We start from the raw sequence: 25956 nt of genomic DNA on the forward strand, positions 1-25956 counted from the left end.
CATGGTGGGTGGAGGAAGGAGCGGCGTCCGGGCCGAGTCTGGGCGGTGCCGACGAGGGAGTAGCAGCGGAGCTGCGGCGACTGAGGAGAAGCCGTTCAGGGGAGAGTCCGGGCGTCGCGACGCCGCCCACCATGTGCCGGTCGGTCTTAGTCGCCGAGCTGCTTGCGGACCCACTCCTTCAGCTTCTTGCCCCGGCGCGGCTTGGCCTCGCAGCCGCCGAAGATCGCCGCGCCCTTGACCAGGACGACGGGCGCGTACGGGTCCGCCGAGGTCTGCTCGCTGACGTCGAAACCGCCGAAGATCCCCACCCCGGTGCCGTGCAGGCTGACGTTCTCCGGCACCTTGATGTCCACGCCGCCGAAGATCGCCGTCACCTCGATGACCACCTCGGGCGACTCGAAGACGGCGTCGGTGAGGTCGATCTCCACCCCGCCGAAGATCGCGACAGCCTTCAGGCGCGACCCCACCCGCCAGCGGCCCTTGCGGCTGGCGCCGCCGAAGATCGCCACCATCGAGGGCGACTCGCTGCGCGCCGGGGGCAGCGGGCCGGCCACCGGCCGGGCCTGCGCCGGCGGGGCCTTCTCCATCGAGATCGGCCGGTGCGCGGGCAGATCCCGGGTGAGCGGGACCAACTCGCCGAGCGTCCTGGCGCCGTAGGCCGCCTCGATCCGCTCGGAGTGCTCCTCCACCGTGAGCCGGCCCTCGGCGTAGGCGTCGCGGAGCAGTTCGGCGATCCGCTCCCGGTCGGCGTCGGAGGCGCGCATCTCGGCCTCGGCCACCGGGGTCTGGTCGAGCACCGGCCGCGGCGCGGGTTCGGCGGCGGGTGCGTTCTTCGTCATGGGTACGGGCGAGCGGCCCTGGTCGTCCTGCGACGGCGTGTTTTCCACGTCACAAGAGTAGTCACCGGGCCCGTCCCCGAACGGCAGTTCACCCCGGTTCGGCGTGACCCCCGTCACGAAGGCCCACCTGTACGCATCCGACGTTTCGCCGGCGCCTACCCTAGAGGGTGCTTCGTCGACGCAGCCGGATCAGTTAAGGACCTCCCCATGGCTCCCACGCCAGAGTTCGCGTACTCCGACCTTCTTCCCCTCGGGGCCGACCCGACCCCGTACCGGAAGCTGACCTCGGAGGGTGTCAGCACCTTCGAGGCCGACGGACGCCGTTTCCTGAAGGTCGAGCCGGAGGCCCTGCGGCTGCTCACCGCCGAGGCCATGCACGACATCTCGCACTACCTGCGGCCCGCGCACCTGGCCCAGCTGCGCCGGATCCTGGACGACCCGGAGGCCAGCCCGAACGACCGCTTCGTCGCGCTGGACCTGCTGAAGAACGTGAACATCTCGGCCGGCGGCATCCTGCCGATGTGCCAGGACACCGGCACCGCGATCGTGATGGGCAAGCGCGGCCAGAACGTGCTGACCGAGGGCGCGGACGAGAGCTCGATCGCGCGCGGCGTCTACGACGCGTACACCAAGCTCAACCTGCGGTACTCGCAGATGGCGCCCGTCACCATGTGGGACGAGAAGAACACCGGCTCCAACCTGCCCGCGCAGATCGAGCTGTACGCGACCGACGGCGACGCGTACAAGTTCCTCTTCATGGCCAAGGGCGGCGGCAGCGCCAACAAGTCGTACCTGTACCAGGAGACCAAGGCGATCCTCAACGAGGACTCGATGCTGGCCTTCCTGGAGCAGAAGATCCGCTCGCTGGGCACGGCCGCCTGCCCGCCGTACCACCTGGCGATCGTGGTCGGCGGCACCAGCGCCGAGTTCGCGCTGAAGACCGCCAAGTACGCCTCCGCGCACTACCTGGACGAGCTGCCGACCTCCGGCGACGCCGCCACCGGGCACGGCTTCCGCGACCTGGAGCTGGAGGCCAAGGTCACCGAGCTGACCCAGAAGATCGGCATCGGCGCGCAGTTCGGCGGCAAGTACTTCTGCCACGACGTCCGGGTGATCCGCCTGCCGCGCCACGGCGCCTCGCTGCCCGTCGCGATGGCCGTCTCCTGCTCGGCCGACCGCCAGGCACTCGGCAAGATCACCGCGGACGGGATCTTCCTGGAGCAGCTGGAGACCGACCCGGCGAAGTACCTGCCCGAGACCACGGACGAGCACCTCGACGACGACGTGGTGCGGATCGACCTCGACCAGCCGATGGACGACATCCGGGCCGAGCTCTCCAAGTACCCGGTGAAGACCCGCCTCTCGCTCACCGGCACGCTGGTGGTGGCCCGCGACATCGCGCACGCCAAGATCAAGGAGCGGCTGGACGCGGGCGAGGGCATGCCGCAGTACCTGAAGGACCACCCGGTCTACTACGCCGGCCCGGCCAAGACCCCCGAGGGCTACGCCTCCGGCTCCTTCGGCCCCACCACGGCCGGGCGGATGGACAGTTACGTCGACCAGTTCCAGGCGGCCGGCGGCTCGATGGTGATGCTCGCCAAGGGCAACCGCTCCAAGCAGGTCACCAAGGCCTGCGCCGAGCACGGCGGCTTCTACCTCGGCTCGATCGGCGGCCCGGCGGCCCGGCTGGCCCAGGACTGCATCCGCAAGGTCGAGGTCCTGGAGTACGCGGAGCTCGGCATGGAGGCGGTCTGGCGGATCGAGGTCGAGGACTTCCCCGCGTTCGTCGTGGTCGACGACAAGGGCAACGACTTCTTCGCCGAGGTCACCGACGGTCCGCTGATCACCAGCCTGCGGGTGCGGTCGGCGGAGTGACCACGGCTGTACGGCGAGCGCCCCGCACCACCGGGTGGTGGTGCGGGGCGCTCGTCGGGCAGTGGGGCGGCTACGGGCGGCTGACTATCAGGCCGGTCGGCGCGGCGGGGCCGGTGACCTCCGGCTCGTCGATCAGCGTTCCACCGGTCAGACCCCTGAGGTCGGGCAGAACGTCGGGGGTGGTCACCACGTGCTCGACCGGCGCGACGGCGGCCGGCTGGGTCTCGGTCGCGGTCACGGTCGCGGTCACGGGAGTCTGCGGCTCGGCGGGCGCCGGCACCGCGGTCGTGCTCTGGTCGTTGGCCATGGCTGGCCGCCTTTCGGTTGGTCGGATCTGTTCAGGCCCGACCAGACCGGTCAGGGCGCCCGGACAGTATCGTAGGGGTCGTTAAATGTCTTATAAACATCGTGCCGCCTGTGCTCTTCTCCAACGTTTGCAAGCTTCCGCCTAAGCTGGCGGCGCCACGGCGGACCATTGAGCGCCCGGCGCGGAAAGCCATCGAAGATATCGGGGGATTTTTATGGAGCTTCGGGAAACGCCGCACTCCCATGCGCTGCGCTTCCAGGTGCTCGGACCGGTCCAGGCATGGCGCGGCGACCAGCCACTGTCCCTGGGGTCGCCACAACAACAGGCCGTCCTCACCGCTCTTCTCCTGCACCACGGCAGGCCCGTGACCACGCAGGACCTGGTCGACGGCATCTGGGGCGAGCGCCCGCCGCCGCAGGCGGTCGCGGCACTGCGCACATACGTCTCCCGGCTGCGCACGGTCATCGAACCCCACCGGGAGAACCGGGCCCGGGCCGAACTGCTGGTCTCGGTCAGCGACGGCTACGCCCTGCGGATCCCCGCCGAGGCGCTGGACGCCTCCGTCTTCGACACCAGGTCCGCCGAGGCGATGGCCGCCCGGGCCGCCGGGGACGCCGAGACGGCGCACCGGCTGCTGGTCTCCGCGCTCTCGCTGTGGACCGGCCGCCCGCTCGCCGGAGTCCCCGGCCCCTACGCCGACGCGCAGCGCCTGCGGCTGGCCGAGCGTCAGGTGACCGTCGGCGAGGAGCGCTGCGCGTCGGCGCTCGACATCGGCCTGCACGCGGAGGTGGTCTCCGAGCTGAGCTCGCTCGCGGCCGAGCACCCGCTCCGCGAGCGGCTGCGCGAGCTGCTGATGCTGGCGCTCTACCGCTGCGGACGGCAGGCCGAATCCCTCGGCGTGTACGCGGACACCCGCAAGCTGCTGATCGAGGAGCTCGGAGTCGAGCCCGGCGCCGGGCTGGCCACGATGCACTCGCGGATTCTGGCCGCCGATCCGACACTGATTCCCCCCCGCCCCGCCGAGGTATCCGGACCGGAAGCGGACGGATCAGTCCCGGTTATTTCCCCGCCCGCACAGCTTCCTGCCGATGTGTCCGATTTCAGCGGCCGGACGGCCCTGGTGGACGAGTTGCGGGACGTGCTGCGAAACGCCACCGGCCAGGCCGTCGTGGTCACCTCGCTGGCCGGGATCGGCGGGGTCGGCAAGACCACGCTGGCCGTCCACGTGGCCCACAGCGTCCGGTCCGAGTTCCCGGACGGGCAGCTGTACGTCGACCTGCGCGGCGCCGGTGCCTCACCGGCCGACCCCGCCGTGGTGCTCGGCGACTTCCTGCACACCCTCGGCGTCACCGAGGTCCCCGACTCGCTCGAACAGCGGGCCGCGCTCTACCGCTCGCTGCTCGCCAACCGCCGGATGCTCCTCCTGCTGGACAACGCCCAGGACGCCGAACAGCTGACACCGCTGATCCCCGGCGTCTCGGGCTGTGCCGTGCTGGCCACCAGCCGCTCCCGGCTGGCCGGGATCCCCGGCGCACACCTGATCGACGTGGAGGAGCTGACGCCGGCCGAGGCGCTGGCGCTGTTCTCGGCCATCGTCGGCGAACAGCGGGCGGCGGCCGAACCCGAGGCGTCCCTCGCCGTGGTGCGGGCCTGCGGCTTCCTGCCGCTCGCCGTCCGGATCGCGGCCGCCCGGCTGGCCAGCCGGCCGCGCTGGAGCGTCTCCGACCTGGCCCGTCGGTTAGCGGACCAGCGACGGCGTCTGGACGAACTACAGCTCGGCAACCTCGCGGTGGAGACCACCATCGGGCTCGGGTACGGCCAGCTCCAGCCGGACGAGGCCCGGGCCTTCCGGCTGCTCTCCCTGGTCGACTCCCCCGATCTGCCGCTCAGTTCGGTGACGGCCCTGCTCGGCGTCGACGAGGACCGGGCCGAGGACCTGGCCGAGGCGCTGGTCGAGGCGAACATGCTGGAGTGCTTCACCCCCGGCCGCTACCGCTACCACGACCTGCTGCGGCTGTACGCGCAGCGGCAGAACGAAAAGCTCCAGGACACGGCCGACCAGCACTCCGCCGTCCTGCGGCTGCTCGACCTGCTGCTGCCGACCATGCGCAACGCCGCCCAGGTCATCGAGCCGGACGACCAACTGCCCGAACCCATGGACCGGCTCGTCAGCAACGGACTCGGGCTCACCACCAGCAGCGACGCCCAGGAGTGGCTGCGCGCCGAGGTGGCACTGCTGCTCAGCGCCGTCGAAGCGGCCGTCCAGGGACCGTCGGAGCTGCTGCGCCCCGCCGTGGACCTGCTGATCGTGCTGGCCAGCGTCATGGAGGACCCCACGCACGGGCCGCGCGTGCGCAGGATCCTGGCGATCGCCGACACCAACGCCCAGTCCTACAACGACGCGGTGGCCCTGGCCCGTACCCACTTCGCGCTGGGGACGCTGCAACAGGTCACCGGCGAGTTCCAGGGTGCCGAGCTCTCGCTCCGCAGGAGCCTGGCGCTCCAGGACCCGGACGACGTCACCCCGCTGCGCTCGACGACCGCCAACACCCTGGGCGTCATCCTGAGCATCGCCAGCCGGCCGGCCGAGGCACTCCCGTTCTTCGAGCAGGCACTGGCCATCGGCCACAAGATCGGCTACCCGATCGGAGAGGCCCGGGTGCTCGGCAACATCGCCAGGGCGCAGCTCGACGTGGGCCAGAGCGACTCCGCGATCCGCTCGGCCCAGGAGGCGGTCACCAAGGCCCGCGCCTCGGCCAACGGGCCGTGCCTCGCCGACACGCTCTACCAACTGGGTGTGGTGCTCTCCACGACGGGCTCACCCACCGCGGCGGCCGAGCACCTGCGGGAGGCCCACCGGCTGTACCGGTCGCAGCAGAACCGGCTGCGGGAGGGCTACACGCTGGCCCGGCTCTCCACCAACCTGCTGGCGGACCGGCAGTACCCCGACGCAGCGGAGGCGGCGGACGAGTCCCTGGCCATCGCTCAGGAGATGGACGCCGCGTACTGCCAGGGCCTGGCGAACGCCGCCCTCGGCGAGGCGCTCCTGGAGTTGGGCCAGCCCGCTCGCGGGCTGGCCTGCCTCCAGGAGGCGCACGCTCTCTTCACCCGACTCGGTGTGCCCGAGGCCCTCCCCGTACGGGACCTCATCGACCAGCAGCACACCGAGTCCCTCATTCCCCCCGCGCCGTGACCCGTCCCCCGACAGGTCCCCCGTTGCGCGTCGTCGGCGTCCCCGCAGCCCCCCGGCTGCGGGAACGCCCTTGACGCTTCCCCGGCGCTGAAGCAACTGTCCCAGGTGCCGATTGACGTTCGATAAACGACCCATGACATGACGTTTCCCCAGGTCAGGGCAGTCAGAAGGGCGCACCGTACGGCGCGGGGCGGGTGTCCGCACCACCCCGGCCCGCCCCCGCGAGCTCCCGCTGTCCCGGCCATATTCGTCCCGACAACCACTAGTTGACCGGAAAGGGTCCCCACAGTCGGGTGATCACGCCTATTCTCGGAGGCCAGCCCAGTCTTGGGGGCCGGTGCCGACGGGGCGGGACGTTTGGACAGTACGACACAGCGCACAGTGACGCGGGGAGCGTGACGGACCGCGGCAGGCAGTGGGCCGGCGGCGGGGTACGGCCGCCCGGCGCCACCACCCTGCGGCCAGGGTGGAAGGGTGCCTCTCAATCGTGACGACCGGACAGATATCCGAGCCCGCCCAGGGGCGCGACCCCGCCGCCACCGCTCACCACGCCTGCCTGCGCCGCGCCGAGCGCGCCCTTCAGGCGGTGGCCTTCGACACCATCGGCGCGGGCTACAGCGCGGCTTTCCCCGGCAAGGCCGGCCAACTGGCCTGCGGCGAGTGGCTGCTGAGCGAGCTGGAGCCGGGTGCGCCGGTACTCGACATCGGCTGCGGCACCGGCGACCCGACCGTCCGGCAGCTCACCGCGGGCGGCCTGCGCGTCACCGGCGCCGACCTCTCCGACGGCATGCTCACCCTGGCCCGCCGCACCGCCCCGGACGCCACGTACCACCGGATCGACATGTACGACCTGGCCACACCGCGCGCCGTCCAGGCCTGGAACGTACCGGAGCTGGGCCCGCGGGCGGCCGGCACCTTCGCCGCCGCGAGCGCCTTCTTCTCGCTGATCCTGCTGCCGCAGAGCGAGATCCCCGTCGTGCTCGGCCGGATCCGCGAACTGCTGCGCCCGGGCGGGCTGCTGGCACTCGGTATGGTCGAGGCCGATCTCGACCACACCCCGCTGCCCTTCCTCGGGCACGAGATACGGATCAGCGGCTACCTGCGCGAGGAACTCGAACTGACGCTCTCCAGAACCGGGTTCGCCGTCGAGGCGCACTCCGGCCATCCGTACGCGCCCGCCGACACCACCCTGCCCCCGGAGGAGCAGCTCTTCCTGCGCTGTCGGCGGATCGGCTGACCCCCGGCAGTTCCCCCGGCCCCTCTCCCCCCGACCTCCCAGAACGGGAAGCCCGTGCGCGACCCCCTCAAGCCCCAGGCGGGGCAGCCGCCCGCCGTCCCCGCCCAGCGCCGTCCCCCATCGCCGCTGCCGGGGCCGTCGGCGCTGCCCGGGACGGCCGAGCGCATGGCGTACCTGGAGAGCGCCTCCCGCCGGATCAACAGCTCGCTGGACCTGACCGCCACGCTGCGCAACCTCGGCAAGGTACTCGTCCCCTCGCTGGCCGACGCCGCCGTACTGCACCTGCGCGACCCGCTGCCGGGCGGCGAGCGCGATCCGGGCCAGCCCACCGCGCTGCGGCTGCACCACTCGCACGGCACCCGGCTCGGCCGGCGCTCCGGGACCAGGACCATCCGGCCCGGCGGTCCGCTCGCCCGGGTGCTCAGCCAGCAGCTCCCGGCCGGTCCGGTGGTGCTCGGCACACCCTCGGCGGCCCGGCTCCGCCCGCTGCTGGAGGAGCTGTACGGCGCCCGCACCCTCGGCCGGCTCGCCGCCGGGACGGCACTGCTCGCCCTGCCGCTGCGCGGGCGCAAGGCGGTCCTGGGGCTGCTGGTGCTGATCCGCCGTCCGGGCAAGGGCGCCGGGCCGGGCGTGGACCACGCGACGGATTCCCCCCGCGTCCACGCGTTCACCCGCGCCGGCCACGAACACCCCGAACCGCCTGAACCGGCCCGGCCGACGGCCTTCGACCTCACCTCCGCCTTCGACCTGGCCTCGGCCTTCGACGCGACCGACAGCGCCACGGCCGGCCACCTGGCCACCCAGGGCGGGCTCGCCGTGGACACCGCACTGCGCTACACCCGCGAGTGGGAGATCGCCGACCAGCTGCAGCGCAGCATGCTGCCCACCCACCTGCCGCAGCGGCACGGCGTCCGGCTGGCGCACCGCTACCTCCCCAGCGAGAGCGGTGCCCAGGTCGGCGGCGACTGGTACGACTCCGTCCCGCTGCCCGGCAACCGGGTCGCACTGATCGTCGGCGACGTGATGGGCCACTCGCTCACCTCGGCCGCCATCATGGGCCAGCTGCGGACCAGCGCGCAGACCCTGGCGGCGCTCGACCTGCCACCGCACGAAGTGCTCTACCACCTCGACGAACAGGCCCAACGCCTCGGCCGGGAACAGCACCTGGCCACCTGCGTGTACGCCGTCTACGATCCGATCGCCAACCGGCTGGTGATCGCCAACGCCGGCCACGTCCCGCCGGTGCTGGTCCAACCCGACGGCCGCACCGAACTGCTCGACCTGCCGCCCGGCGCCCCGATCGGGGTCGGCGGGGTGGACTTCACCTCGGTCGAACTGCCCGCGCCGCCCGGATCGGCGCTGCTGCTCTTCACCGACGGCCTGGTCGAGTCGCGCCGACGGTCGCTGACCACCGGGCTGGAGATGCTCCGGGCCCGGATCAGCACCGCCCACCGGCACTCCCCCGAACACCTCTGCCAGGAGGCGCTGCGGATCCTGCCGCCCGGCGAACGGGCCGACGACATCGCCCTGCTGGCCGCCGCGTTCGACGGCATCCCGGCCGAGGACGTCGCGTACTGGTTCCTCCAGCCGCGCCACGAGACCCCCGGACGGGCCCGCCGGCTGGCCGGGCACGCGCTGCGCCGCTGGGGGCTCGAACAATTGGCGGAGAACACCGAGTTGATGGTCAGCGAGCTGGTCACCAACGCGATCCAGCACGCCACCAGGCCGGTCACGCTGCGGCTGGTGCGGACCTCGGTGCTGCGGTGCGAGGTCGGTGACGACAGCCCGCTGCTCCCGAGGGCCCGCCGGGCCGGGCCGGACGAGGAGCGCGGGCGGGGTCTGCAGATAGTCGCCAAGTGTGCGGAGCGCTGGGGCGCGACCAGGCTCGGGGCGGGGAAGGTCGTCTGGTTCGAACAGCGGCTGCCGTAGGGCTCCGCTGCGGTCCGGGTCAAGGGCGGAAGTGGGGGTCCTCGGCGGCGAGGGTGCGGAGGGCGGTGAAGGTGGTCGGGCCGAGGACGGTTTCGGCCAGGGGCGGGTTGCGGGTGAGGCGGACGACGGCGCGCAGGACGTCGGCCTGCCAGAGGAGGCGGAGGGAGTCGGCCAGTTCCTCGGCCGCCGCGAGGTCGCCGTCCGCCCGGAGGGTGTGCCACTCGCGGAGCAGGGCCCGGACGACGGTGAAGGCCAGTCGGCGGGCCCGGACGAGTTCGGCGCGGGTGTTGAGGGCGAAGACGTCGATGGTGGCCAGCCCCTTGGGGGTCAGCCCCTGGTAGGCGCCGGATTCCAGGTAGAGCAGCAGGTGGTCGGCCGGGTCCTCGCGGGCCGGGTCGATCAGCAGGTGCGCGCCGGTGACCGGGTCGCAGGGGAAGCGGTCGCGCTTCTGGTTGCTGTTGCAGTAGGCGCAGGCGAGCAGGTGGTTGTGCCAGTCGAAGGTGCGCAGCGGATCGCGGGCGATCGGCTCGAAGTGGTCTATGTCGGTGCCCAGGTTGTCGCCGCAGTACATGCAGCGGACCAGCCCGGGGGCCATCCGGTGCAGCAGCTGCCGGAGCCGGGCCTTGGGTTCACGGGCGTTGCGCCAGGCGTTGCGCCCGATCGTGGTGCTCGGCCCGGCGGCCCGGATCGCCTCGGTGCGGCGGGCCAGATCGGCCGCCAACTGTGCTTGCAGCGGCGGGCGTTGGAGCGGGATCACCGGTCACCCCCGGTACGTGCCCGGAACTCGTCCACCCGCGCGCTCAGCGAGCTGTTGAGCCTGGCTCCCAGCTCCTGGTACTCGGCCACCTCGGACCGGGAGGCCTGGCCGGCGTAGAGCTTGCGCTCCAGTGCGATCAGCAGCCGCCGCTCCGCCTCGGCCTGCGGCGAGTACGGGCTCGGGAGTCCGAAGAGCTCGGAGAGCGCGGCGTCGTCGCCGCTGCCGTAGACGATCCGCTGCTGGAGGTCGTCGTCCAGCACCCGGGCCGGGCCGGCCTCGGCCGGGCCGGGCAGTCTGATCAGCCCGCCCGGGTCGGCGGCCTGGCAGAGGTAGGGGCTGTTGGTGGTGACGAGGAACTGGACGTTCGGGAAGTGCGCCACCAGCCACTCGCCGAGCCGCTGCTGCCAGCCGAGGTGGAGATGGGCCTCCGCCTCGTCGATCAGTACGACGCCGCTCACCGGCACCGTGGGCACCTCGCCGTTCACCACCAACTCGGCCTCGGGTTCGACCTGCTGGGCCTGTCGGACCAGATCGAGGACGAGCGCGGCGACCGCCTGGCAGCCGTCCCCCAGTGCCCGGAGCGGGAACTCGTCGCCGCCCTGGCCGATCCAGAGCCCCTCCGAGTCGACCCGGGCGACCCGGTGCCCCTCGGGCAGCAGGCCGTCGCCGAGCAGCGCCAGCACGGCATCGAGCAACTCGGCGGCCCCGCGCCGCTGTTCGAGGCGGCGCAGGTGCTGCCCGACCAGCCAGCCGACGCTCTCGCCGAGGACCGGCGCGTCGTGGAACAGGGTGGCGATCGGGGCGGCCGCGCCCCGCAGCTCCACCCGGGGGCCGTCGCCGCCGCCCCGGAACGGGCCGTAGCCGACGCAGAAGCCCCGGCCGCCGACGTGCCGTTCGATGACCCCTCGGGCCGTCCTGGCCAGCCGCCACTGGACGTCTTCCGACGCCTCGTCGACGATCTTCACCCCGCCGACCGCCGCATCGGCGTGCAGCCAGGACGAGAGCTCCAGCAGCCCGCCGGCGGCGACCCCGGTGAGCGTGAGCGCGACCGCCCGCAGCAGCGTGCTCTTACCCGATCCGTTGGGCCCGGCCAGCACCGTCCAGCCGGAGTGCGACCCGTCGGGGCGGGTCAGGTCGAGATCCACGGCCCGATCGCCGTGGAAGCCCTTGATGTTGTCGATCCTGAGCCTGGAGACGTACATGCCCACACCCTCCGCACGTCGGTCGGATCCGGCCTACGAGGGTCCATGCCCGCTCCACGGTCCGTCACTCCACGATTCGGACCGGCAGTTCGCGCAGCGCCTCGCGCAGAGAGGCGGCGAAGCGGTCGTACTCGGCGCTGCGGGCCGAGCCGGGCCGGGTGGCGAGGCCGATCCGGCGGCCGGGGGCGGGGGCGGCGAAGGTGACGGCGGCGAGGCGGTCGGTGCGGCCGGTCTCGACCTCCAGGGCGGTGGCGGGCAGCAGGGTGACGCCGAGACCGCCGGCCACCAGCTGGACGAGGGTGGAGAGGCCGGCCGCCCGGGTCGAGCCGCCGGAGACGTCGGCGCCGATCTCCCGGCAGAGATCGAGGGCCTGGTCGCGCAGGCAGTGACCCTCCTCCAGCAGCAGCACGTCGAGGTCGAGCAGGGCGTCGCGCGGGACGTCCGTCCGGCCCGCGAGCTCGTGCTCGGGCGGGGTGACCAGGACGAAGTCCTCGTCGAAGAGCGGGATGTCCCGGGTCGGCGCACTGCCACCGGCCGGGAGGGCGAGCAGCAGGACGTCGAGGCGGCCGGCCGCCAGCCCCTCCAGCAGCGAGGGGGTGCGCTCCTCGTGGACGTGCAGCTCCAGGTCGGGGTAGCTTGCCCGGACCAGCCGCAGGACGGCGGGGAGCAGGTACGGCGCGACGGTCGGGATCACGCCGAGGTGGAGCGGCCCGGTGAACGGGCGGCGGGCGGCCTCGACCTCCTCGGTGAGGGCGTGCAGCGAAGCGAGCACTCGGCGTGCGTGGTCGGCCACGCGCTCACCCAGTGGGGTGATGATGACCCGGCGGGTCGTACGCTCGACCAGCTGCGCACCGAGCACCTCCTCCAGCGCGGCGACCGCGCCGGAGAGGGCGGGCTGGCTGGTCCCGATGGCGGCGGCGGCATCGCGGAAGTGCCGGTGCTCCGCCACCGCCGTGAAGGCGCGCAGCTGGGACACGGTCGGCATCCGGGGGGCCCGTGGCCTGGGGTTATGGGTACTGATAGCTCTCTCCGATCAGATGTATCGAGTCTAGCTATTTCCCCGATCAGTACCCAGTGTGTCACTGTGGATCAAGTCCAGAACCTGCCGAACCATAGGCAAATATGGACAAAAGACCCTCGCATCCCAACCCAGGAGACGTGAACGTGCTCACGATCGGTGACAAGTTCCCCGAGTTCGAACTCAACGCCTGTGTCGACCTCGACGCCGCGAACGCGTTCGCCGAGATCAACCACAAGTCCTACGAGGGCAAGTGGAAGATCGTCTTTTTCTGGCCGATGGACTTCACCTTCGTCTGCCCGACCGAGATCGCCGCGTTCGGCAAGCTGAACGAGGAGTTCGCCGACCGTGACGCCCAGATCCTCGGTGTCTCCGGTGACTCCGAGTTCGTGCACCACGCCTGGCGCAAGGACCACAAGGACCTCCGCGACCTCCCCTTCCCGATGCTGGCCGACGTCAAGCACGACCTGATGCAGGCCTGCGGCGTCCAGGGTGCCGACGGTCTGGCCCAGCGCGCGGTCTTCATCGTGGACCCGAACAACGAGATCCAGTTCGTCATGGTGACCGCCGGTTCCGTCGGCCGTAACCCCAAGGAGGTCCTGCGGGTGCTCGACGCCCTGCAGACCGACGAGCTGTGCCCCTGCAACTGGACGAAGGGCGAGGACACCCTCGACGCCCAGGCCCTGCTGGCCGGCTGACCGATGGCACTCGACGAGCTGAAGGCGGCTCTCCCCGACTACGCCAAGGACCTCAAGCTCAACCTGAGCGCGGTGATCGGCAACTCCGACCTCCCCGCCCAGCAGCTCTGGGGCACCGTGCTCTCCTGCGCGATGGCGACCCGCTCGCCGGCCGTCCTGCGCGAGCTGGAGCCCGAGGCGAAGGCCAACCTGAGCCCGGAGGCGTACACCGCCGCCAAGGGCGCAGCGGCGATCATGGGGATGAACAACGTCTACTACCGGACGCTGCACCTGCTCTCCGACAAGGAGTACAGCGGGATGCGGGCCGGTCTGCGGATGAACATCATCGGCACGCCCGGCGTGGAGAAGCTCGACTTCGAGCTCTGGTGCTTCGCGGTCTCCGCGATCAACGGCTGCGGCCAGTGCCTCGACTCGCACGAGACCGTCCTGCGCAAGGCCGGCGTCGAGCGCGAGGTCATCCAGGCCGCGATCAAGGTCGCCTCGGTCATCCAGGCCGTCGCCGCGACCCTCGACTCCGAGGCCGTGCTGGCCGGGATCTGATCCCACCCGCACGCACAGAAGCCCTGCCGGGCCTACTCCGGCAGGGCTTCCTGCCGTGCGCGCGCGGGCGGTACGGCTCAGGGCGACCGCCGCGGGGACGCGCCGGTCCTGAACGGTCGGTCGCCCCACTGTCAGGCGACGGCCTCGGAGGCCTTCTCCCGGGCGGCCTCCATGGCCTCGAAGACCTCCTGGCCGGCCGCGTTGCGGCGGCGGAGGTGGGAGACGACGGTGTTGGTGACGGCGATCAGCGGGACGGCCACGATCGCACCGCCGATACCGCCGACGATCGAGCCGGCCGCCACGCCGAGAACCACGCCCAGCGGGTGGACCCGGACGGCACGGCCGAGGATCAGGGGCTGGAGCAGGTGGCCCTCGATCTGCTGGACCGCGACCAGGATCACCAGCACCATCAGGGCGGTGAACGGGCCCTGCGTCACCAGCGCGATCAGGACCGCGATGGTCCCGGTGACCAGCGCGCCGACCAGCGGCACGAACGCGCCGAGGAAGATGATCACGGCCAGCGGCAGCGCCAGCTGCACGCCGAGCAGCTGGATGCCGATGCCGATGCAGAGCGCGTCGATGAAGGCCACGCAGACCGTGCCGCGTACGTAGGCCGTGAGCGTCGCCCAGGCCTTCGGCCCGGCGCCGGCCATCGCGTAGCGCGAGTGGCGGGGCAGGCCGCGCAGCAGCCAGCTCCAGATCCTGGCGCCGTCGTAGAGCAGGAAGAACGTGGTGAAGGCGGCCAGCAGCAGGCCGGTGAGCACCTCGACCGCGATGGTCACGCCGGTGAAACCCAGCGACGTTATCTGCTGGGTGTTGGTCCCGATCGCCGCCTCGATCTGCTTGGCGAAGTCGTTGATCTGCTGGTGTGTCAGGTGCAGCGGCCCGGTGACCAGCCACTCGCGCAGCTTGTTGACACCGTCCTGCACCTTCACGGCGACCGAGCCGATGTTGGTGGTCACCTGCCAGATCACGAACCAGCCGACACCGCAGATGCCCGCCAGCCCGCTGAGGAAGGTCGCGGCGGCCGCCAGCGAGCGCGGCCAGCCGTGCCGCCGCAGCCAGGAGACGGTCGGCTCCAGCAGTGCGGAGATCAGCAGGCCGGCCAGGACCGCGAAGGCGACCAGCCGCAGCATGTCGACCACCCGGAACACCAGGTAGAGCGCCGCCGCGAGCAGCAGCAGCCGCCAGGTCGACTCGGCGGCCACCCGCAGACTCCACGGCACGGCCTCGGCCGGGGTGGCCGGGCGGCTCGGGTAGTACTCACGGCCGGACGACGGTGCCGGGCGCGGCCCGCGCAGGTCCGGTGCCGGTTCGAACCCGACCAGCAGGTCCGGGTCCGGCACTCCGGACTTGGTCACCGCGTCGCCCACCGGCTCGATCTCCTGTGTCTCGGCGGCCCGGCGCCGGTTCTCCATCGCGGTCAGCGTCCTGGAGGCCAGTGCCCCGGCCCAGGTCACCACCTTCTGCACCCTCGCGCGTCCTGCCAGCTTCGCTCTCACCGCTCCCCCGTCCGGCTGCTGGGCCGCGGGTCTGAGCACGGCCGTCCGGGGATGACGCTACCCGCCCGGCAGGCCACGGCTCCGGCGGGCCGGGCAGCTGGCAGGGGGAATCACCTCCGGCGTCGCGGACATCACTGCCCGAATCATCCGGAATCATCATGTTTCAGACACCGCTCAAGAGGGCAGGAGTCCGGTGCAACGGGACCATCTGCCGGCGGACCGGCCGGTGCCGGAGCTCCCAGGACCCTCTCCGGCGCCCCGCGTCCGCACCCAGGACCGCCCCGCTCGCGAGCGCGCCGGTCTGCGCGGCCCGAGCGGAGCGGCCCGCCCGGCGGGACAGCACACCCGGGCCACAGCATGCGGAAACGGCGAGGCCCCCGACCTGGGTCGGGGGCCTCGCCGTGAGCCGCGCAGGAGCAGCGGCTTCTAGTACCAGCTGTGCGCCTGCCAGAAGGACCAGGCACCGCACGGCGAACCGTAACGGTCGTTCATGTAGCCCAGACCCCACTTGATCTGCGTCGCGGGGTTGGTGCGCCAGTCGGAGCCGGCCGAGGACATCTTGGAGCCGGGCAGGGCCTGGACCAGGCCGTACGCGCCGGAGCCCGAGTTGGTGGCCGTGTAGTCCCAGCCGCTCTCGCGCTTCACGATCTGGCTGAAGCACTGGAACTGGGTGTTGTCGCCGACGATCGACGCGGCCAGTGCCTGCACCGAACCGGGGTCGACGGAGGTCACCGGCGTGTCGGCGCTCAGCGCGGAGCGCGCCTTCGCACGGTTCGCGGCCTCTTCGTCGGCCTTGCGCTTGTCGTCGGCGGCCTTGGCCGCCTTGTCCGCGTCGGACTTGGCCTGAGCGTCGGCGGCCGCCTTCTGACGGGCCGCCTCCTCGGCGGCCTTCTTGGCGGCAGCGTCGGCCGAGACCTGCTGCGCGGTGGCCTGCCGGACGATGCCGTCGCTGATGGCCTGCACGTTGGCACCCGTGGGAGCGTCGGCGAGCAGGGTCGCGCCTGCGACGTCGACCGTCGACACATGGGGGGCCTCGCTGCCCGAGGCCACACCCACGACGGCACCTACTGCGGTGACGGCGGTGGCGGAGGCCACGGCAACTCCCCGGACCGAGATCCGAGTCACATGGTTTCCTTCCAGCATCGCCCACGCGTGACCGTACGGGCGCAACATGCCCCCTGACACTGGCCTCCATGTGGTGCTGGTCACGGAAGGCACTGGCCCGCGCCGGCTCGACGGAAGTCGGGACGACGTTTGGATCGGGCGGCGTACGGCTCATCGGTCTTCAGTTGTCCGCCCGCCGACCGGAGTTGCCGGGCGATTCGCACACACCGTCACCTTTCGGCGACTCGGGCCCCTCGGGAGGAGCCCTGTCACGCCGTACGCGGGGCCTGACAGAACCCTCACCATGCCGCACCGGGACGTGTCGACGCAATTCCCGGTTGCGTGGCGCATCTCACATTCTCGGCCGCCTCGGAGTTTGCCCATTCGGCAGACAAGAGACAGTCAGATGTGATGACGAAGTCGGGGCACACCGTCCAACGGTGCACCCCGACCTGGCGTTTGACCATGTTATGACCGGTTTGTCCTATGGCCGGTCCGGGACCGGCATGGGGCCGGCATGGGGCCGGTCAGGGCTGGATGTCCTCCAGCATCTCGGTGACCAGCGCCGCGATCGGCGACCGCTCGGAGCGGGTGAGCGTGATGTGCGCGAACAGTGGATGCCCCTTCAGCTTCTCCACCACCGCCACCACGCCGTCGTACCGACCGACCCTCAGGTTGTCACGCTGAGCGACGTCGTGGGTGAGCACCACCCGCGAGCCCGAACCGATCCGGGACAGCACCGTGAGCAGCACGTTCCGCTCCAGCGACTGGGCCTCGTCCACGATCACGAAGGCGTCGTGCAGCGAGCGCCCGCGGATGTGGGTGAGCGGCAGCACCTCCAGCATCCCGCGGGAGATCACCTCCTCGATCACGTCCGGGGTGGTGACGGCGGAGAGGGTGTCGAAGACGGCCTGGGCCCAGGGGCTCATCTTCTCCGACTCGGACCCGGGCAGGTACCCCAGCTCCTGGCCGCCGACCGCGTAGAGCGGACGGAAGACCATCACCTTCCGGTGCTGCTGCCGTTCCAGCACCGCCTCCAGACCGGCGCAGAGCGCCAGCGCGGACTTGCCGGTGCCGGCCCGCCCGCCCATCGAGACGATGCCGACCTCGGGGTCGAGCAGCAGGTCCAGGGCGACCCGCTGTTCGGCGCTGCGTCCCCGCAGCCCGAACGCCTCGCGGTCCCCGCGCACCAGCCGGACCCGGCCGTCACCGGCCACCCGGCCCAGCGCCCGGCCGCGCTCGGAGGTGAGCACCAGGCCGGTGTGGACGGGCAGGTCCGCCGCGCCGTCGATCTCCACCGCCGCGTCGTGGCCCCCGCTGAACAGGGCGTCCACCTGGTCGCCGGAGACGTCCAGTTCGGCCATCCCGGTCCAGCCGGAGGTGATCGCGAGTTCGGCCCGGTACTCCTCCGCGAGCAGGCCGACCGCGCTGGCCTTGATCCGCATCGGCAGGTCCTTGGAGACGACCGTGACGTCGTACCCCTCCGCCTGCAGGTTGCGGGCGACCGCCAGGATCCGGGTGTCCGCCTCACCCCCGCCGAGCCGGTACCCGGCCGGCAGGACCGAGGTGTCGGAGTGGTTGAGCTCCACCCGGATGCTGCCGCCCACCTCCCCCACCGGGATGGGCTCGTCGAGCCTCCCGTGCCGGACCCGGTAGTCGTCCAGCAGGCGCAGCGCCTGCCGGGCGAAGTACCCGAGCTCCGGGTGATGGCGCTTGGCCTCCAACTCGGTGACCACGACCACCGGCAGGACGACCTCGTGCTCCTCGAAGCGCGTCATGGCGAGTGGGTCTGCCAGGAGCACGCTGGTGTCGAGAACGTACGTGCGCCGGTCTGGTGTCCGGCGGCTCTTCGAACTGACCACTAGGCCTCCAGAGCGGATGACCCTGCGTCACCCGCGGCATACCGGTCCCCGCGACCCCGGTGGCCGGGATACCGGTCTGACTGGGGTATTCCCAGGCGAACCGTCAGGCATGCCGCCCACAGATCATTGTCAGCGAACGTTTACCTTCGGGCCCGCTCTTTGGGCACACGGGTACGCACAACAGGGGCGCTAGAGGCCGAGCCTGCGGTGACGCAGCTGGTAGTCGCGCAGGGCCCGGAGGAAGTCGACCTTGCGGAAGGCGGGCCAGTAGGCCTCGCAGAAGTAGAACTCGCTGTGGGCGCTCTGCCAGAGCAGGAAGCCCGAGAGGCGCTGCTCGCCGGAGGTGCGGATGACCAGGTCGGGGTCGGGCTGGCCCTTGGTGTAGAGGTGTTCGGCGATGTGCTCGACGTCGAGGATCTCGGCGAGCTCCTCGATCGAGGTGCCGCGGCCGGCGTGCTCCTGGAGCAGCGAACGGACGGCGTCGGCGATCTCGTGGCGGCCGCCGTAGCCGACGGCGACGTTCACCGTGATGCCCTGGATGTGCGCGGTCGCCTGGGCGGCCTCCTTGAGGACGTCCGCGGTCTGCTGCGGCAGCAGGTCGAGCGCCCCGACCGGGTTGACCTTCCAGCGCCCGGCCCCGGCCAGGCCGCGGACGGTGTCCTCGATGATCCCGAGCAGCGGCACGAGTTCCTCGGCCGGCCGGGAGAGGTTGTCGGTGGAGAGCATCCAGAGGGTGACCACCTGGACGTGCGTCTCGTCGCACCAGCCCAGGAACTCGGTGATCTTGTCCGCGCCGCGCTGGTGGCCGTGGGCGGTGGTGCCGCCGGTGGCCTTGGCCCAGCGGCGGTTCCCGTCCAGGATCACGCCGATGTGGCGCGGGGTCTCGGCCAGGTGCAGTTCCACCCGGCGGCCGTAGAGCCGGTAGGCGTTGTCCAGCAGGGTGCGGAGACCCGGCGTGCGCTCGACAACTTCGCGCAGACCCATGATGTTCGGCCCCTCAGTGCTCGGTCCCCCGGGTGCGAAATACCCTCGCGCAGCCTACTCCCGGAGGGCACGGCAGTGGAAAGCGGCAGCGCTGGGCGGTTGCCGCCGACGCGCCCCGCGACCACCTCGCGCAGCCGGACGGTCGCATGTGGTGACCGTCACACCCGATTCGGATACGGAACGGTCTCCGCTTCCTTAAATAACCCGTAAGCGGACCGTCGGATGCTTGACGCCCGCCATTGGTCTAGTCCAGCTTGTGTCCGAGGGCGGCGGCAGCACACCCCAACGGCCGTCCTCCGCCCGAGTTCTGCGGACCCCACCTCCCCCACGCGGGGGCCGCCGCGACCCCCACCGCGGCGGCTCCTCTCCTCCCCCACCGGAGCGCACCCATGGCCCGTACCCTGCCGGCCGCGTCACACCGACGCCGCCGCACCACCGTCCCCACCGTCCTCGCCGCCGGCACCACCGCGCTCGCCCTGGCCGGTACGGGCCTCGCCCTCTTCGCGGGCGGCGCGAGCGCGGCGGTCACCAACCTGGTGGCGAACGGCGGCTTCGAGGCCGGGAACCTCTCCGGCTGGAGCTGCACCGGCACCGCGAGCGCCGTCGCCACCCCGGCGCACTCCGGCTCGTACGCGCTCAGCGCCACCCCGAGCAGCTCGGACACCGCGCAGTGCCAGCAGACCGTCAGCGTGCTCCCGAACACCAGCTACACGCTCAGCGGCTGGGTGCAGGGCCCGTACGTCTACCTGGGCGCGAGCGGCACCGGCGGCACCGACCCGAGCTCGTGGTCCAGCCAGAGCAGCTGGAACCAGCTCGGCTCCACCTTCACCACCGGCGCGAGCACCAGGAGCATCACCCTGTACGTGCACGGCTGGTACGGCCAGAGCACCTACGGCGCGGACGACATCACCCTGACCGGCCCGGCGGGTTCGGCCTCCCCGTCCCCGTCGGCCTCGCCGTCCTCCAGCCCGTCGTCCACCCCGTCGTCCTCGCCCTCGGCCTCGGCCTCCGCGAGCAGCGGCCCGAGCTCCTCCCCCAGCTCGTCCCCGAGCTCCTCCCCCAGCTCCTCGCCGAGCCCGAGCGGCAGCAGCACCCCGCCCGCCACCGGCCTGCCCGCCCACGCCCTCACCGGCTACTGGCAGAACTTCGACAACGGCGCGACCGACCAGAAGCTCAAGGACGTCCAGAACGCGTACGACATCATCGCGGTCTCGTTCGCCGACGCCGACCCGGCCAACGCCGGCGGCATCACCTTCACGCTGGACCCGAAGCTCGCCACCGCACTCGGCGGCTACACCGACGCCGACTTCAAGGCGGACATCGCCGCCAAGCACGCGGCGGGCAAGCGGGTCGTCCTCTCGGTCGGCGGCCAGAACGGCGCGATCACCGTCGGCAACGCCACCGCCGCCGCCAACTTCGCCAACAGCGCGTACGCACTGATCCAGAAGTACGGCTTCGACGGCGTCGACATCGACCTGGAGAACGGCGTCGACCCGGTCTACATGGCGCAGTCGCTGCACACCCTGGCGAGCAAGGTCGGCTCCGGCTTCGTGCTGACCATGGCGCCCGAGACGATCGGGATGTACAGCACCTCCGGCGCGTACTTCCAGCTGGCGCTGAACACCAAGGACATCCTGACCGTCGTCAACACCCAGTTCTACAACTCGGGTTCGATGAACGGCTGTGACGGCAACGTCTACTCGCAGGGCACCGTCGACTTCATCACCAGCCAGGTCTGCACCCACATCCAGGGCGGCCTGCGGCCCGACCAGGTCGGCATCGGCGTCCCGGCCTCGGCCAAGGCGGCCGGCAGCGGCTACGTCTCCTCGACGGTCGTCGACAACGCGCTCGACTGCCTGGCCACCGGCACCCACTGCGGCAGCTTCGTCCCGCCGGCCAAGTGGCCGACCATCCGCGGCGCGATGACCTGGTCCACCAACTGGGACGCGGCCAACGGCAACGACTTCTCCGCCAACGTCGGCGCCCACGTCCACGCCATGCCGTAACCGGCACCGCCCGACGGCCGAGGCCCGCCGCACCGTCCAGGTGCGGCGGGCCTCGGCCGTCGGACTGCTCGGCTCACCGACTGCTCGGCTCACCGGGCTGCTCAGCCGTCCGGCTCGGTGTCCGGCGAGGTGGCGATCCGACCGCTCAGGTCGGGGACGGTCGACCGGACGGCCTCGGAGACGGCGGGCAGCGGGTACTGCGAAGAGGACCCGAGCGGGACGCTCAACTCCACGTACATCGACAGTTCCGTGGTGGTGAGCCGGGAGCCGCCGTGGCCGTCGCTCTCCACGTACCACTGCACACCGTCCACGTTCGGCCCCACGGACTCCCGGTTCGCCACCACGGCGAGCGACTTCGGCCGGGGCACGCCGCAGCGCAGCACCGTCCGCGGCGAGCTCGCCCAGGCCACGACGTACGGGGACGGGGAGGTCGCGGCGCGCGGGTGTCCCTGGAGGTCCCGGGGCAGCACCCGGGCCAGCGCCCGGCAGTACCCGGCCGTCTTCGCGTCGGGGTGAGGGGCGGTCAGCGGCGGTTCCCAGGGGCCCGCCAGGACGGTCGTGAGGAGCAGGCCGGTCCCCAGCAGGGCCGGCGGCGCCAGCCACCGGACCGGCGCCGGCACTGCCCGGACCAGGCGCAGCGGGTGCGGGGTGCGGCTCATCCGCCGATCGTAGCCACGGCCGGAGCCGTCCCGGCGGCCGGGTCAGACCGCCGTCAGCACCGCGAGCAGGGCGCCGAGCAGCATCGCCGGGCCGAAGGCGATCGAGGCGCCGCGTCCGGAGCGCCCGGCCAGCAGCAGTGCCCCGCCCCAGAGGGCCGCCAGCAGGAAGCCGTAGAAGAAGCCGGCCAGCACGGTGTGCCAGCCGTACCAGCCGAGCAGCGCACCCAGCGAGGGCGCGAGCTTGGCGTCCCCGAAACCCATCGGCGCGAGCAACGCCAGCGCGCCGTAGCACGCGCCGAACGCGAGCCCCGCGTACAGGCAGCGCAGCAGTACGCCCCCCTGGTGCTCCGTCAGACCCGCCGTCACGAGGAGTACGGCGGTGCCGGCGGCGAGCGGGAGGGTGAGCGCGTCGGGCAGCCGGAAGACCGCCGCGTCGACGAAGCCCAGCACCACCCCGAACAGCCCGGCCCAGACCAGCACCGGCGCCACCGGCCAGTGCGCCGCCGCCCCGATCGCGGCGCCGGCCCCGGCCGCGGCCAGCTCGACCAGCCCGGCCCGGGGCCCGCCGCGCTGCCCGCACCCCGGGCAGCTCCCGCTCGGCGGCAGCCGGTAGCGCCCGCGCGGGCAGCAGACCTGCAGCGGCTCCCCGTACGGCACCGAGTACCGGGCCGCCGCCGCCCGCAGCACGGGCGAGGCCGCCAGGCCGACCGCCGTACCGATCAACGCTCCGATCATGGTGCCCCCTCCGCCCGCCTGCGCCGAGCCTACGGCCGTACGGCCCGCGGCCTCCACAACCCGCTGGAGCATCCGCCGAACCCCGTCGCCCGGTGCGGGGGCGCAGAACGGCGCGCGGCCGACCTGACGGCGTCCGCCGCGGAGTTCCGCTGTGTCGGAACGCACGAGGAGATCGGGCCCGGCGGGCCGTAAAGTGTTCTGGCATGCAGGTGATCCAGTCCAGCAAGCTCGCCAACGTCTGTTACGACATCCGCGGCCCGGTGCTCGACGAGGCGATGCGTCTGGAGGACCAGGGGCATCGCATCCTCAAGCTGAACACCGGCAACCCGGCCGTCTTCGGCTTCGAGGCACCCCCGGAGATCCTCCAGGACATCCTGCGGAACCTCTCCACCGCGCACGGCTACGGCGACTCCAAGGGCCTGCTCTCCGCCCGCCGCGCTGTGGTCATGCACTACGAGGACCGCGGCCTGCACGGGCTCTCGGTGGAGGACGTCTTCCTCGGCAACGGCGTCTCCGAGCTGATCCAGCTCGCCATGACGGCGCTGCTGGACGACGGCGACGAGGTACTCGTCCCGGCGCCGGACTACCCGCTGTGGACGGCCTCGGTCAGCCTGGCGGGCGGCACCGCGGTGCACTACCGCTGCGACGAGCAGTCCGAGTGGTACCCGGACCTCGCGGACATCGAGGCCAGGGTCACCGACCGCACCCGCGCCATCGTGGTGATCAACCCCAACAACCCGACCGGCGCGGTCTACCCGCGCGAGATCCTCGAAGGCATCGTCGAGATCGCCCGCCGCAACAAGCTGGTCGTCTACGCGGACGAGATCTACGACAAGATCCTCTACGACGACGCCGAGCACATCCCGCTCGCCACGCTGGCACCGGACCTGTTCTGCGTGACCTTCAACGGCATGTCCAAGTCCTACCGGGTGGCGGGCTTCCGCTCCGGCTGGATGGTCCTCTCCGGCGACCGGGCCCGGGCCCGGAGCTACATCGAGGGCCTGACCGTGCTCGCCTCGATGCGGCTCTGCGCCAACATGCCGGCCCAGCACGCGGTGGCGGCGGCACTCGGCGGACGGCAGTCGATCAAGGACCTGGTGCTGCCGGGCGGTCGCCTGCTGGAGTCCCGCGACGCGGCCTACCGGCTGCTGAACGAGATCCCGGGCGTGAGCTGCGTGAAGCCGAAGGGCGCGCTCTACGCCTTCCCCCGGCTCGACCCGCAGGTGTACAAGATCAGGGACGACGCCCAGATGGTCCTCGACCTGCTCCGGGCCGAACGGATCCTGGTCGTCCAGGGCACCGGCTTCAACTGGCCCGAGCCCGACCACTTCCGCCTGGTCACCCTCCCGAGGCCGGAGGAGATCACCGACGCGGTCACCCGTATCGGTGATTTCCTCAGCGGCTACGTCCAGCCGTAACGGCTCCGCCTGGGCAACTGGTCAGCCACAGACAGGGGCGCGTGGGGGTACCTCCCGGCCGAAGGCTGCGGGCCCTTGCCTCCCGACCTCGCGCAGTTCCCCGCGCCCCTTGGGGTGTCCGCACGCACACGGGTAACCATCAGGGGCGCGGGGAACTGCGCGGCCAGCCATGCACCTCCGTGCACGGTTGCGCGCGCAGTTCCCCGCGCCCCTGAGGTGGTTGCCCTCGGTTGCGGGCTAGCCCAGTCGCTTGACGAGGGAGCGGTACTCGTCCCACAGCTCGGTGGGGGTGTGCTCGCCGAAGAGCTCCAGGTGGGACGGCACCAGGGCCGCCTCCTGGCGCCAGATGTCGGCGTCGACGGTGAGCAGCAGGTCGAGGTCCTCCTGCGCGAGGTCGAGGCCGTCCAGGTCGAGCGAGGACTGCTCGGGCAGCACGCCGATCGGCGTGTCGACGCCGGCCGCGGTGCCCTCCAGCCGGTCCACGATCCACTTCAGGACGCGGCTGTTCTCGCCGTAGCCCGGCCACACGAACTTGCCCGCGCTGTTCTTGCGGAACCAGTTCACGTAGTAGATCTTCGGGAGCTTCGAGGCGTCGGCCTGCGCGCCCAGCTTCAGCCAGTGGCCGAAGTAGTCGCCCATGTTGTAGCCGCAGAACGGCAGCATCGCGAACGGGTCGCGGCGCAGCTCGCCGACGGTGCCCTCGGCGGCGGCGGTCTTCTCCGAGGCGATGTTGGAGCCCAGGAAGACGCCGTGCTGCCAGTCGAAGGACTCGGTGACCAGCGGGACGGCGGTGGCGCGGCGGCCGCCGAACAGGATGGCCGAGATCGGCACACCCGCCGGGTCCTCCCACTCGGGAGCGATGGTCGGGCACTGCGCGGCCGGGACGGCGAAGCGGGCGTTCGGGTGGGCGGCCGGGGTCTCGCTGTCCGGCGTCCAGTCGTTGCCGCGCCAGTCGGTGAGGTGCGCCGGGGGCTCCTCGGTGAGGCCCTCCCACCAGACGTCGCCGTCGTCGGTCAGCGCGACGTTGGTGAAGACGGTGTTGCCGTGCAGCGTCTCGATGGCGTTGGCGTTGGTGTCCACGCCGGTGCCCGGGGCGACGCCGAAGAAGCCGGCCTCCGGGTTGATGGCGTAGAGCCGGCCGTCGGCGCCGAAGCGCATCCAGGCGATGTCGTCGCCGATGGTCTCGACCTTCCAGCCCGGGATGGTCGGCTGGAGCATCGCGAGGTTGGTCTTGCCGCAGGCGGACGGGAAGGCCGCGGTGACGTACTTGACCTCGCCGGACGGCGGGGTGAGCTTCAGGACGAGCATGTGCTCGGCCAGCCAGCCCTCGTCACGCGCCATCGTGGAGGCGATCCGCAGCGCGTAGCACTTCTTGCCGAGCAGGGCGTTGCCGCCGTAGCCGGAACCGAAGGACCAGATCTCGCGGGTCTCCGGGAAGTGCGAGATGTACTTGGTGGTGTTGCACGGCCACGGCACGTCCGCCTGGCCCTCGGCCAGCGGGGCGCCGACGGTGTGCACGGCCTTGACGAACTCGCCGTCCTCACCGAGCTGGTCGATGACGGCCTGGCCCATCCGGGTCATCACGCGCATCGACACGGCGACGTAGGCGGAGTCGGTGATCTCGACGCCGTACGCGGCCAGCGGGGAGCCGACGGGGCCCATCGAGAACGGCACGACGTACATCGTGCGGCCCTTCATGGCGCCCTTGAACAGGCCGCTCGCGCCGCTGAAGAGCTCCCGCATCTCGGCGGGGGCCTTCCAGTTGTTGGTCGGGCCCGCGTCCTTCTCCTGCTCGGAGCAGATGTAGGTGCGATCCTCGACGCGGGCCACGTCCGTGGGGTCCGAGGCGGCGTAGTAGGAGTTCGGGCGCTTCGCCTCGTTCAGCTTGGTGAAGGTGCCCTGGGCGACCAGCAGATCGGCGAGGCGCTGGTACTCCTCGTCCGAGCCGTCACACCACTCGATGCGGTCCGGCTGGGTCAGCTCCGCGATCTCGCTCACCCAGGCCAGCAGACGCTTGTGGCGGGTGGGCGCGGATGCGCTGTGAGCAGAGTTCTCGTACGACACGATCGCTCCGTTTCACGCCATCTCGGC

General features: G+C 71.8%; 20 protein-coding genes. 8 read left to right on the plus strand and 12 right to left on the minus strand.

The window, feature by feature from the left end; translation table 11 throughout:
* Window positions 1–146 precede the first annotated feature (146 nt).
* Entirely contained in the window at window positions 147–839 is a 693-nt protein-coding gene (locus ABD330_RS21365; protein ID WP_344467597.1) for a DUF1707 SHOCT-like domain-containing protein, read from the minus strand.
* A 207-nt stretch (window positions 840–1046) separates the two neighbouring features.
* On the opposite strand from ABD330_RS21365, the gene ABD330_RS21370 reads away from it, so the two are divergent.
* On the plus strand, window positions 1047–2714 hold the full coding sequence (locus ABD330_RS21370) for a fumarate hydratase (RefSeq protein WP_344467519.1): 1668 nt from the start codon (window positions 1047–1049) through the stop codon (window positions 2712–2714).
* 70 nt (window positions 2715–2784) lie between these two features.
* On the opposite strand, the gene ABD330_RS21375 is transcribed toward ABD330_RS21370, so the two are convergent.
* Window positions 2785–3021, minus strand: coding sequence for a hypothetical protein (locus tag ABD330_RS21375; protein ID WP_344467520.1), 237 nt, complete (start codon window positions 3019–3021; stop codon window positions 2785–2787).
* A 214-nt stretch (window positions 3022–3235) separates the two neighbouring features.
* Here ABD330_RS21375 and ABD330_RS21380 point away from each other — a divergent pair, with 214 nt between their 5' ends.
* From ABD330_RS21380 to ABD330_RS21390, 3 genes are all read left to right on the plus strand, one after another.
* Entirely contained in the window at window positions 3236–6214 is a 2979-nt protein-coding gene (locus ABD330_RS21380) for an AfsR/SARP family transcriptional regulator (protein ID WP_344467521.1), read from the plus strand.
* A 487-nt stretch (window positions 6215–6701) separates the two neighbouring features.
* Complete coding sequence (locus tag ABD330_RS21385) at window positions 6702–7451, plus strand: class I SAM-dependent methyltransferase (RefSeq protein WP_344467522.1); 750 nt, start codon at window positions 6702–6704, stop codon at window positions 7449–7451.
* Window positions 7452–7505: 54 nt separating this feature from the next.
* Window positions 7506–9380 carry a SpoIIE family protein phosphatase gene (locus ABD330_RS21390; protein WP_344467523.1) on the plus strand — a complete coding sequence of 625 codons (1875 nt, stop codon included), beginning with the start codon at window positions 7506–7508 and terminating at the stop codon, window positions 9378–9380.
* A 19-nt stretch (window positions 9381–9399) separates the two neighbouring features.
* Here ABD330_RS21390 and ABD330_RS21395 read toward each other — a convergent pair whose 3' ends face one another.
* The 3 genes from ABD330_RS21395 to ABD330_RS21405 all read right to left on the minus strand — a co-directional run bounded on the left by ABD330_RS21395 (window position 9400) and on the right by ABD330_RS21405 (window position 12324).
* A complete protein-coding gene (locus ABD330_RS21395) occupies window positions 9400–10137 on the minus strand; it encodes an HNH endonuclease (RefSeq protein ID WP_344467524.1) in 738 nt (245 codons plus the stop codon).
* Window positions 10134–11339, minus strand: a complete 1206-nt coding sequence (locus ABD330_RS21400; RefSeq protein WP_344467525.1) for an AAA family ATPase — start codon at window positions 11337–11339, stop codon at window positions 10134–10136. Before ABD330_RS21400 ends, ABD330_RS21395 begins: the two co-directional genes overlap by 4 nt.
* Before the next feature lie 64 nt (window positions 11340–11403).
* Window positions 11404–12324 (minus strand): LysR substrate-binding domain-containing protein, encoded by a 921-nt coding sequence (locus ABD330_RS21405; RefSeq protein ID WP_344467526.1) that lies wholly within the window; start codon window positions 12322–12324, stop codon window positions 11404–11406.
* A 179-nt stretch (window positions 12325–12503) separates the two neighbouring features.
* Between ABD330_RS21405 and ABD330_RS21410 the strand changes: the two genes are divergently transcribed.
* The gene (locus tag ABD330_RS21410) at window positions 12504–13055 is read left to right on the plus strand and encodes a peroxiredoxin (protein WP_344467527.1); all 552 of its coding nucleotides are present in this window, start codon (window positions 12504–12506) and stop codon (window positions 13053–13055) included.
* 3 nt (window positions 13056–13058) lie between these two features.
* Window positions 13059–13595 carry an alkyl hydroperoxide reductase gene (locus ABD330_RS21415; RefSeq protein WP_344467528.1) on the plus strand — a complete coding sequence of 179 codons (537 nt, stop codon included), beginning with the start codon at window positions 13059–13061 and terminating at the stop codon, window positions 13593–13595.
* Window positions 13596–13726: 131 nt separating this feature from the next.
* On the opposite strand, the gene ABD330_RS21420 is transcribed toward ABD330_RS21415, so the two are convergent.
* The 4 genes from ABD330_RS21420 to ABD330_RS21435 form a co-directional block, all read right to left on the minus strand.
* The gene (locus tag ABD330_RS21420) at window positions 13727–15067 is read right to left on the minus strand and encodes an AI-2E family transporter (protein WP_425555603.1); all 1341 of its coding nucleotides are present in this window, start codon (window positions 15065–15067) and stop codon (window positions 13727–13729) included.
* A gap of 456 nt (window positions 15068–15523) precedes the next feature.
* Window positions 15524–16222 carry an aggregation-promoting factor C-terminal-like domain-containing protein gene (locus ABD330_RS21425; protein ID WP_344467529.1) on the minus strand — a complete coding sequence of 233 codons (699 nt, stop codon included), beginning with the start codon at window positions 16220–16222 and terminating at the stop codon, window positions 15524–15526.
* Between the two features lie 506 nt (window positions 16223–16728).
* Window positions 16729–18063, minus strand: coding sequence for an RNA 5'-3' helicase PhoH2 (gene phoH2, locus ABD330_RS21430; RefSeq protein ID WP_344467530.1), 1335 nt, complete (start codon window positions 18061–18063; stop codon window positions 16729–16731).
* 189 nt (window positions 18064–18252) lie between these two features.
* Window positions 18253–19047, minus strand: coding sequence for an isoprenyl transferase (locus tag ABD330_RS21435; protein ID WP_344467531.1), 795 nt, complete (start codon window positions 19045–19047; stop codon window positions 18253–18255).
* A 389-nt stretch (window positions 19048–19436) separates the two neighbouring features.
* Here ABD330_RS21435 and ABD330_RS21440 point away from each other — a divergent pair, with 389 nt between their 5' ends.
* Window positions 19437–21053: a chitinase gene (locus ABD330_RS21440; RefSeq protein WP_344467532.1), complete on the plus strand. Its 1617-nt coding sequence runs from the start codon at window positions 19437–19439 to the stop codon at window positions 21051–21053.
* A 101-nt stretch (window positions 21054–21154) separates the two neighbouring features.
* On the opposite strand, the gene ABD330_RS21445 is transcribed toward ABD330_RS21440, so the two are convergent.
* Window positions 21155–21712 (minus strand): DUF3515 domain-containing protein, encoded by a 558-nt coding sequence (locus ABD330_RS21445; protein ID WP_344467533.1) that lies wholly within the window; start codon window positions 21710–21712, stop codon window positions 21155–21157.
* Window positions 21713–21754: 42 nt separating this feature from the next.
* Window positions 21755–22447: a prepilin peptidase gene (locus ABD330_RS21450; protein ID WP_344467534.1), complete on the minus strand. Its 693-nt coding sequence runs from the start codon at window positions 22445–22447 to the stop codon at window positions 21755–21757.
* Window positions 22448–22650: 203 nt separating this feature from the next.
* Between ABD330_RS21450 and ABD330_RS21455 the strand changes: the two genes are divergently transcribed.
* A complete protein-coding gene (locus ABD330_RS21455; RefSeq protein ID WP_344467535.1) occupies window positions 22651–23865 on the plus strand; it encodes a pyridoxal phosphate-dependent aminotransferase in 1215 nt (404 codons plus the stop codon).
* A gap of 237 nt (window positions 23866–24102) precedes the next feature.
* Here ABD330_RS21455 and ABD330_RS21460 read toward each other — a convergent pair whose 3' ends face one another.
* Window positions 24103–25929: a phosphoenolpyruvate carboxykinase (GTP) gene (locus tag ABD330_RS21460; protein ID WP_344467536.1), complete on the minus strand. Its 1827-nt coding sequence runs from the start codon at window positions 25927–25929 to the stop codon at window positions 24103–24105.
* Window positions 25930–25956: the final 27 nt, after the last annotated feature.

Source organism: Kitasatospora kazusensis (assembly GCF_039529945.1).
Taxonomy (GTDB): domain Bacteria; phylum Actinomycetota; class Actinomycetes; order Streptomycetales; family Streptomycetaceae; genus Kitasatospora; species Kitasatospora kazusensis.